Raw genomic sequence first — 7,777 nt, 5'->3', positions numbered from 1 at the left:
CGGAACCCAACCCGCAGTGGAGAGCCCGCATCGAAGCGGACATCGTCCAACGCGACGCCGAGATCACCTACTGGACGGCGCACGTCGCCGAGCAGGAAGCGGCGGGCGTCAAAATCTGGCGCCCGGCCGACTTCCACCGCGGTGATCGTGTCCGGTCGTCGTTCGGGTGGGAAACGGTGCTGCGGGTCAACCAGCAGTCCCTGACGATCGCGCACCCGTTCGTTCCCGATGACACCTGGCGCGTGCCGTACGACAAGGTGCTCGGTCGCCGGTCCGCCGCCGACCACGCCGAGGCGTCGTCCCCCTCCGACTGAACCGATCAACCGCGCGGCGGCGCGGCGCACCGTGCCGCCGCGAGCCCCTTGCCTCGTTCACGGTTTCACTTTTCGGGAGACAGCCATGTCCACGATCACCGCGACCGCTACCCGGGTCGGGGTCTACCTCATCGAAGATCAGGAGTACTACCGTTCGCCACTGGGTGACGCCGAGGTCGTCGCCGACGAGCACGCGCACTTCGCGGACGGAACATGGTCGGCGTACCTGCTCATGACTGTCGTCGAGTGTCCCCACTGCGGACAGCTGTACACCACCGACAGCCTCGGCGGTGTCGTCGTGGACACCACGACCCTGGTCGACTCGGTCGTCTGGGCGGACGACCCGTCTCTCGGCCGCACCGCCGACGACGACTACCTGACCGGGCAGATACGCGAACTGATCCAGGCCGAACAGGACAGCCCAACCCCACCGGCGGTATGGGTCCCGCTGAACCCGCCGGCCCAACTGGTCCGATGAGCACGGTTCCGCCGTTGGACGAATTCGCTGCCGGCACGGTCACCCTGGCCGACGTCGATGCCTGGCATGCGGCCCACGACCTACCGGACGACGTGCCGGAACCGGTGCCCCGCGCCTGGGTCCACACGCTCGTGGACCTGTTCGACGACCCCGCGAGCACCGCCCTGTTCGCCCACTTCTGCCGCACCGTCGCGACCGACGACCAGCTACGCGCAGCCCGTCCGACCCGCCGCGACATCCGAGGAAGACACCCATGGAGAGACGCCGACGACACGGCCCGCGAACTCTGGCTCGTCACCACCGACGAGGTCGCCAACCTCGCGGCAGTCGACGGAGTCATCCTCGACGATCTCACCCACGGCTGGATGATCCGCTTCGCCACAGCCAGGCAGCCCGGAGCATGCAGCGTCACCACCACACGTCAACGGGACCCCGGCCAACGGTGCGGCCAGGCCCCGGCGGTCGTCGTCGATCCGTCCGTTCTGCCCGACGGTCACCTGGACGAGAGCGCCGGCGACGGGCTCGGCACGGTCGAGTTCGCGGACCCGACATGACGCCGGACGGCCTGCCGGCGCCGCACGTCACCGACCAGACCCTTGCCGACTCGATCAAGAATCTGGTGGTCCGTGACATCGCCGCCGGGATCGTCCCTGACGGTGTGCGCTCGTTCAGCGCCCTCTCCACCAGTGGGTCGACGCGAACGAGTACCTAATCCAGGCGCGCGAGTCCTACGGGATGACCGGGCTGTCAGACAACGACACGGACCTGTATCGGGACAACCGGGCGATGACTCTCGTCAGCGCCTGGCTGGCCGCCGGCCGACCTGCATCGGCCGAACCAGACCACGATCGGCCCCGCTCGTGACGCCTGCGATCACGAGCGCCGCATCCCCGTAGAGAGGAGGAGGTGAAGCCATGGCGAGCCGTCCCCGCCGGGCACCGACGTCCCCGTCCCCGGCCGAGCCTTACGGACGGCAGGTGCAGAACCCCGGCGGTCCGGTGACCGAGGAAGACCGCGCGGACGCCCGCGCGCTTCTCTGGCCGGTCAGTGGCACCGGATATGAACGCCACGCGGCACTGTCCGAGAACCGAATGCACGACCACACCGCGCCGACGTACGACCCGAACCGGATCGTGCGCGTCCTCAGTGCGCTACGCGACATCCTCTCCGGGGAAATCGGCGACTGGACGTACAGCCGGTCCTCCCGGTCGGCGAACGAAAAGCGGTGGGAAGAGTTTCTCGTCAGCGACCGCTGCGCACGCTGCACGCTGAGCTGCCACACGTGCCGGGAATGGGCCGACGCACTCGGCTACGAACGCGTCGAGCACGACAACGGCCGGTCGACGTGGTGCCGTCCCGACGAACAGCCCGCGCGCTAACACCCGCCGGGACGGCACGGCGGAACGCGGGCCGTGGTCCCGGAATCACCCCTGCACCGGATGTCCCGGACCGCCTGATCCCCGCACCCCGCACCGCGCATCGCGGGCTTCGACGCCCGACCGAGGCAGGCCCGTCATCCCGGCCGCACGGCGGCCAGGCGTGGGCGTTACGGCGAGGGGACCGATACCCCCACTGAGCCTGCCCCGACGCCACGAGAACGCGGCCGAAGTCTCCTACATCCGGTGGGGAAATGACATGGTCTCCGCCACGTACATGGACGGGCAGACGGTCGACTGCGGACCCGAGCAGACCGCCAGGGTCTGGCGGGAGATCCACCTGCCGCACTTAATTCCCTCGACGCCCTGATGACCAGCGACGGCTGGCGCCAACTGATCGAGTCCCGTCGCCGGCGACGGAAGTACCGCACCGGCACCCCGAGAGATCCGAACTTCCTGAAATAGGGGTCGGCGGGGGTCGGAGAGATGGGCGAGCTCCGCCGCAACCCCATGAGAAGCACCTATTCACGGACAGAAACGACGGTTCCACGCCGGCTCGGTTCCCACCCACGAAAGGAATGCATCCATGTCCACACCAACCGACGTTAACGAACGAATGTTCACTGAGCGTCGCGCGACGATCGAGCGCGGCGGAGCGACTCGGCGCGACGACGGCACGTGGGTATATGCCGACAAGAGCGAGGTCTTCGGACGCGAGGGCTTGGACATGACCTCGGGCGAGGCCGCTCTCTACACGACCACGCCCGCATGGCACGGCCTCGGCACCGTCATCCCCGGTGGGATCTCGGATGTGGATGAGGTTCTCCGCCTTGCCCACATCGGCTGGGAGGTCTCCCTTCGGCCAACCCGGTATCTCTGGCACGGCGGTCTGCGGGTCGTCGAGGACAAGTTCGTGACTGTCCGCGAGGACACCGGCGCCGCGCTGGGTGTAGTCGGCAAGGTCTACCACCCGATGCAGAATCGTGCGTCGTTTGCATTCCTCCAGGACCTCGTGGCGAACTTCGGTGTCGTCTTCGAGTCGGCGGGGGCGCTGCGCGGGGGACGGCGTACCTTCGTCTCGCTTCGCCTGCCGGACACGGTCATGGTCGACGCCGAGGGCATCAACGACGAGATCATTCCGTTCGTCGCGGCGCTGAACTCCCATGACGGATCGACACCGTTCACGGTGGCCGTGACGCCCTGGCGGCCCGTCTGCGCGAACACCGAGCGGTTCGCCGTGCGCGACGCCTATACGAAGTGGACGGTCCGTCACACTGCGACCGCCAGCGACCGGATGGAGGAGGCGCGCAGGTCGCTGGGTCTGTCGCACCGGTACTACGAGCAGTTCGCGGCGGAAGAGACCCTCCTCGCACGTACCGACGCCACCATCGACGAGGTTCGGACGCTCCTCGACGAGCTGTGGCCCGTCAAGGATGACGCTCCTACGCTCACCCGCCAGCGGGGCGACGAACGGGGTGACACCGTCGTGGGCCTCTTCGAGAAGGAGTCCGCGAGGGTCGGTAGTACCGCCTACGCCGCGGAACGCGCGGTGACCGACTACGTCGACCACTACGCCACGATCAGGCCAAGCGGCGCGCTGAAGGGCAATGAGCTGGGGGCTCGCGGCGCCCGGCTGCTCGACGGCGTCGACGATGAGGTCAAGGACAAGGCCCACCGAAAGCTGATGCTGCTGGTCCGCCGGTGAATGGAATGCTGGCCTTCTGGTGTGAAAAGCCAATATCTCAGGAGTTCCTCAACAACCAAATCGTGATCGTGAAGCGGTGTCCGGAGACCACCGACGTCCGCCCGCGGAGCGCCTGGAACGCCGCCGGCTACCGGATGCGCAAGGGCACCAGGCAGATCCGGAACGGGTCCGCGACCCCGTCGACCCAGCCCGGGGCCGCCGTCGACCTCACCCGACTCCGTATCATGCCGATCGCCGAAATCCTCGTTCTCACACGAGACCGACCGGGTCTCTCCCCCCGGCGATGCCGGCCCAGACAACCATGCCGCCGAAACCGCTGGTACCGGTAACGGACAGCCGACAGGTCCTACAGGGGAAATTCACCGGCCGTGAAAGCGGCCTTCGACTGAAGCTTGTTCAGCTTCTTGGTGCCCTCCGGGTTCGTCCTGGCCAGGAGGATGGTCCACCAGTCGATGAAATCCTTGTCGTAGTAGGGACCCGGCGTGAATGACTTCACCGGGCTGGTTCCGGTTTGGAGACCGTACCACTGATCGACGACGAAGCAGTTGTCGCCCCACTGAGTAAAGTCACCCTCCGTCACGTCGGCGCCCCTTTCGGGGTGACGCTTGACGTTCCGGTTCACGACGGTGAACACGTGCTTGGCGTCCTGCTGTCCTTCAATACCGTAAACCTCGACCTGCGTCCCCGGTGGCAGCAAGGCGGACTGGGAACGCAGACGGCCGGTGAACGTGCGGGTCACCAGAATACTGGTTACCACCCATGCGAAGTCGTTACACACACCGTAGAAGGACTTCGCGTTGATGAACAGCGCCACGCCGTCGCCGATGTACCCGGCCCGGTTGTTCGTTTCCGGGAAATAGGTACAGGAATTCATTGCCATTGGTTTCCCGGTCGGCTTCCAGCCCGGTGGCTTCCATTCGTCCTTTGTTTTCCGCTGTCCTTCCGGAGTCAGTTTCAGAAGATCCGCGAACGCGTTGTCGATGAACACCTTACCGGGCGTCCCTAACGTCGAATTCTGGATGAACGCGTGCACCGTTTCCATCACCACGGGCCACACAGGTGCTTCCGCAAAGCTCTCTGCCACAGGTTCCCCCCTGCCAGCGGATCAGTCCGTCGGGAGGCACTGTAGCAGCACTCAACGACCCAGCGTGGGCGATTGCTGACAAAGGCAGCCGACCCGGCTGCGCCGCCGCGGTCGCGCCGGCTTGTCGACGCCACGGCACGGCCATCCCGCGTCGTGGCGGACGCCCGGCACCGACTGATCACCGTAGGACACCGCGCGGGACGACGCCCGTGCCGATCTCCGGCGCGCCCGGAGCCGCCGCGCGGCGGCTCCGGGCGTCGCCCGTCCCCACGGACGCCTGCCCGTCGTCCGCCCCACTTCCAGGAAGGAGACGCACCGTGCCCGCATCCCCGCACCCGATCGGCTACGCCGAACTGTACGGACGGCTGCGCCGGGTCCTCGACCGGCACGGACCCGCCACCGTCCAGCAGCGTCCCGCCGGTTTCCGTTCCTATTTCGCCCCCACCGGTGCGCCGGTCTGCCTGCACGGCCATGTGCTCGCCGACCTCGGCGCCACCGTCGGGACGACGAGCCTGCTCAACCTCGAACCCGCCGCCGACGTCTACAGCGCCCTCGGATATCCGCTGACCCGCCGCGCCGCGACCCTCGCCGACGAGGCCCAACGGCTGGCCGACGCCGGCTGGACCTGGGATGACGCGGTCGACGTCGCGGTGCGGCTCGCCGCACAGGACCCCGACACCGAGCCCGACCGGCGTCTGGGCGACGACGCCGTCCGGGCCGTCCTGCAGCACCTGATGACCCGCCTCCCCGCCGGGATGACGGCGCCACCGGGCTGGCCGCCGGGCATCGTTTCCTTGTTCCAGCACGGGTATCCGACGTTGCTGCTGGGTCATCTCGCGGCCGACCTACGCGCCGACGCCGTCCTGGCCTCCGCCCTGGCATTGGCCGACGCCGCGGAGCTGTTCACCGCGCTGGGCTGGACCCTGTCCGCCCGCGCCCTCGCGGTCCTCACCGTCGCGCACCGCGCAGAGGCCGACGGCCGGAGCTGGGGCGACGCGGTCGAGGCGGCGATGGCCGCACCGACCGGCCACCTGCCCGCCGAGCCCTGGGACCGCTGACCCCCGTGCGCCCGCGCCCACTACATACACAGAAAGGCTCGTGACGATGAGCGCAGAGAAGGACGCCCTGGTGATCGGTACCGCGGTCAAGGTGCCGGTGGGCGACGGCCAGATCTGGAGGCTCGGCTGGATCACCGCCATCGACGGCGAGAGGGTCACGGTCGACCTCGGGCGGGACGGGCCGGTCACCGTCACCCATGACAAAATCACGCGATTGTGAACCGACACGACCCCGCTTCCTGGACCGGGACCGCGGGCGTGCGCTGCCCCTCGCCGCGGCGACCCGGCCCTAGCGCGATCAGACTGGAGACGCGATCAGACTGGAGATAGGTCACCCCTGCGGGGCGCCACAGCGGGCGTCCCGGCCCCGGCCGTCCCATCCCCCAACCCGACCCGGAGAACACCGCCATGAACGTCGAGTCCCACGTCCTTCTCGACGATGTCGTCAGGCAGGTCCAGGAAGCCCTGCGGAAGGGAGATCAACCCGCGCTTGTCGTACTAGAAGGTGACTCTGATATCACGTTGAGTAGTTCGGCATACCTGCGGGACCCTTTCAAAGCGCAGGAATTCGAGCGACGTGTCGCCAGCGAGGCCGACACCGTCGGCCTCGACCGGCTGGTCCTGGCCGTTCCCATGATCAGCACCCCCGTGCCCCTCACGGACTCCGACGACGCGATCCGCGTCCGCTCGCCCTACGCCGGCCCACTGCGTGACGACGACGACGAACGGCATGTGATCGTCTGGATGGCCTACGACACCGAGGACGGCGTGGAATACGGCATGGTGCCCTACACCCGCGCCCGCGACGGCACACCCGCCTTCGGCGACCCCGACCGCTTCGTGTCGATCCCGTTGAACCCCGGGCCGGGCCTTCCCGGCGTCGTCCTGCTCGGTGAGCTCCTCGACGAGAACCTCCAACGACGTAAACCCCGCTGACCCACCCAGGAGCAGACAGTCCGACGTCACCTCCAGCATCTCAGTCACACCGTTCAGTGAACGGCGCGGCTGTCCAACCAGGCCGCGAGCGGGCCGACGCCGTCGCGGGACAGGTCGATCGCGGTGGCCGTGTCGCGCAGCGCGCGGGCGACGAACACCCCGACCACCGCCACCGGGCCCGGATGCCGGCTCGCCAGATGGGCGAAGTCACCGTCCCCGGTGACCAGCAGCAGCGGCTGGTCGTTCAGCCGGTAGGCGCTGGCGAGGACGAGATCCGCGCGCTGCCAGCCGACGGCCGCCACGACCGTGCTGCCCGGCGGCCAGGTCACCCTCGCCAGCCTGGCGGGCGCTCCCGCCACGGTGACCACGCACGGATAGCCGGCGACGAGGGCCATCGTCACGCTCATCCACCGGCGCATGAGGTTGTCGGCGTCCGCGAGGACCTGCACCACAACACATGATCATAGCCAAATTCTTGCGAACCGGGAACAAGCGGATGCATACCGTTAAGAGGACGTGCGCGGGCCGCCCTCCCACCGGCGAGGGCGGCCCGCGTCAGCGATGCCCCCCGGGACCACCGTCGCGCGGCCGTGGGCAAGACTGGCAGACAGGACCCAGTGCTGAAGGAGCCGTGGATGAACGACGCCACCTGGGCGCTGGTCACCGATGTCGTGGAACGCGTGCAACGGGCCATCAGCATGATGGACTGCCCTGCGATCGTCATCCTGGACGGTGACCGCCGGCAGATCCTGTCCGACTACGACTACCTCCGCGACGAGGAGGCGACCATCGCCTTCGAGACCCGGGCCGCCGATCACGCGCGGGC

General features: G+C 68.2%; 10 protein-coding genes and 2 pseudogenes. 10 read left to right on the top strand and 2 right to left on the bottom strand.

Going from position 1 to position 7,777, the window contains the following annotated elements; all coding sequences use genetic code 11:
- The 6 genes and pseudogenes from U9977_RS20870 to U9977_RS20845 all read left to right on the top strand — a co-directional run.
- Nucleotides 1-314 (top strand): annotated as a pseudogene (locus tag U9977_RS20870) (hypothetical protein); the annotation flags it as partial.
- Between the two features lie 85 nt (nt 315-399).
- Nucleotides 400-792, top strand: a complete 393-nt coding sequence (locus U9977_RS20865) for a hypothetical protein (protein ID WP_322750978.1) — start codon at nt 400-402, stop codon at nt 790-792.
- A complete protein-coding gene (locus tag U9977_RS20860) occupies nt 789-1,346 on the top strand; it encodes a hypothetical protein (RefSeq protein ID WP_322750977.1) in 558 nt (185 codons plus the stop codon). The genes U9977_RS20865 and U9977_RS20860 overlap by 4 nt, the downstream gene beginning before the upstream one ends.
- Entirely contained in the window at nt 1,343-1,504 is a 162-nt protein-coding gene (locus tag U9977_RS20855) for a hypothetical protein (protein ID WP_322750976.1), read from the top strand. Before U9977_RS20860 ends, U9977_RS20855 begins: the two co-directional genes overlap by 4 nt.
- 202 nt (nt 1,505-1,706) lie before the next feature.
- Nucleotides 1,707-2,171: a hypothetical protein gene (locus U9977_RS20850; protein ID WP_322750975.1), complete on the top strand. Its 465-nt coding sequence runs from the start codon at nt 1,707-1,709 to the stop codon at nt 2,169-2,171.
- Between the two features lie 583 nt (nt 2,172-2,754).
- Complete coding sequence (locus tag U9977_RS20845; protein ID WP_322750974.1) at nt 2,755-3,873, top strand: DUF932 domain-containing protein; 1,119 nt, start codon at nt 2,755-2,757, stop codon at nt 3,871-3,873.
- A 346-nt stretch (nt 3,874-4,219) separates the two neighbouring features.
- Here U9977_RS20845 and U9977_RS20840 read toward each other — a convergent pair whose 3' ends face one another.
- Nucleotides 4,220-4,957 carry a hypothetical protein gene (locus tag U9977_RS20840; RefSeq protein ID WP_322750973.1) on the bottom strand — a complete coding sequence of 246 codons (738 nt, stop codon included), beginning with the start codon at nt 4,955-4,957 and terminating at the stop codon, nt 4,220-4,222.
- A gap of 317 nt (nt 4,958-5,274) precedes the next feature.
- On the opposite strand from U9977_RS20840, the gene U9977_RS20835 reads away from it, so the two are divergent.
- From U9977_RS20835 to U9977_RS20825, 3 genes are all read left to right on the top strand, one after another.
- Nucleotides 5,275-6,015 carry a hypothetical protein gene (locus U9977_RS20835; protein WP_322750972.1) on the top strand — a complete coding sequence of 247 codons (741 nt, stop codon included), beginning with the start codon at nt 5,275-5,277 and terminating at the stop codon, nt 6,013-6,015.
- Nucleotides 6,016-6,061: 46 nt separating this feature from the next.
- Nucleotides 6,062-6,235: a hypothetical protein gene (locus tag U9977_RS20830; RefSeq protein WP_322750971.1), complete on the top strand. Its 174-nt coding sequence runs from the start codon at nt 6,062-6,064 to the stop codon at nt 6,233-6,235.
- A gap of 188 nt (nt 6,236-6,423) precedes the next feature.
- Entirely contained in the window at nt 6,424-6,951 is a 528-nt protein-coding gene (locus U9977_RS20825) for a hypothetical protein (RefSeq protein ID WP_322750970.1), read from the top strand.
- A 53-nt stretch (nt 6,952-7,004) separates the two neighbouring features.
- Here the strand turns inward: U9977_RS20825 and U9977_RS20820 are convergent, their stop codons facing one another.
- Nucleotides 7,005-7,403: a hypothetical protein gene (locus tag U9977_RS20820; RefSeq protein WP_322750969.1), complete on the bottom strand. Its 399-nt coding sequence runs from the start codon at nt 7,401-7,403 to the stop codon at nt 7,005-7,007.
- Between the two features lie 183 nt (nt 7,404-7,586).
- On the opposite strand from U9977_RS20820, the pseudogene U9977_RS20815 reads away from it, so the two are divergent.
- Nucleotides 7,587-7,777: pseudogene (locus U9977_RS20815) on the top strand (hypothetical protein); the annotation flags it as partial.

This window comes from Protofrankia sp. Cas8, from assembly GCF_963555845.1.
Lineage (GTDB): Bacteria > Actinomycetota > Actinomycetes > Frankiales > Frankiaceae > Protofrankia.
The sequence above is the reverse complement of the archived record's forward strand: the minus strand, read 5'-3'. Positions and strand labels throughout refer to the sequence as shown.

Coding starts and splice junctions, on each gene's coding strand:
- U9977_RS20865 (WP_322750978.1), top strand. CDS start 400: ATGTCCACGATCACCGCGACCGCTACCCGGGTCGGGGTCTACCTCATC.
- U9977_RS20860 (WP_322750977.1), top strand. CDS start 789: ATGAGCACGGTTCCGCCGTTGGACGAATTCGCTGCCGGCACGGTCACC.
- U9977_RS20855 (WP_322750976.1), top strand. CDS start 1,343: ATGACGCCGGACGGCCTGCCGGCGCCGCACGTCACCGACCAGACCCTT.
- U9977_RS20850 (WP_322750975.1), top strand. CDS start 1,707: ATGGCGAGCCGTCCCCGCCGGGCACCGACGTCCCCGTCCCCGGCCGAG.
- U9977_RS20845 (WP_322750974.1), top strand. CDS start 2,755: ATGTCCACACCAACCGACGTTAACGAACGAATGTTCACTGAGCGTCGC.
- U9977_RS20830 (WP_322750971.1), top strand. CDS start 6,062: ATGAGCGCAGAGAAGGACGCCCTGGTGATCGGTACCGCGGTCAAGGTG.
- U9977_RS20825 (WP_322750970.1), top strand. CDS start 6,424: ATGAACGTCGAGTCCCACGTCCTTCTCGACGATGTCGTCAGGCAGGTC.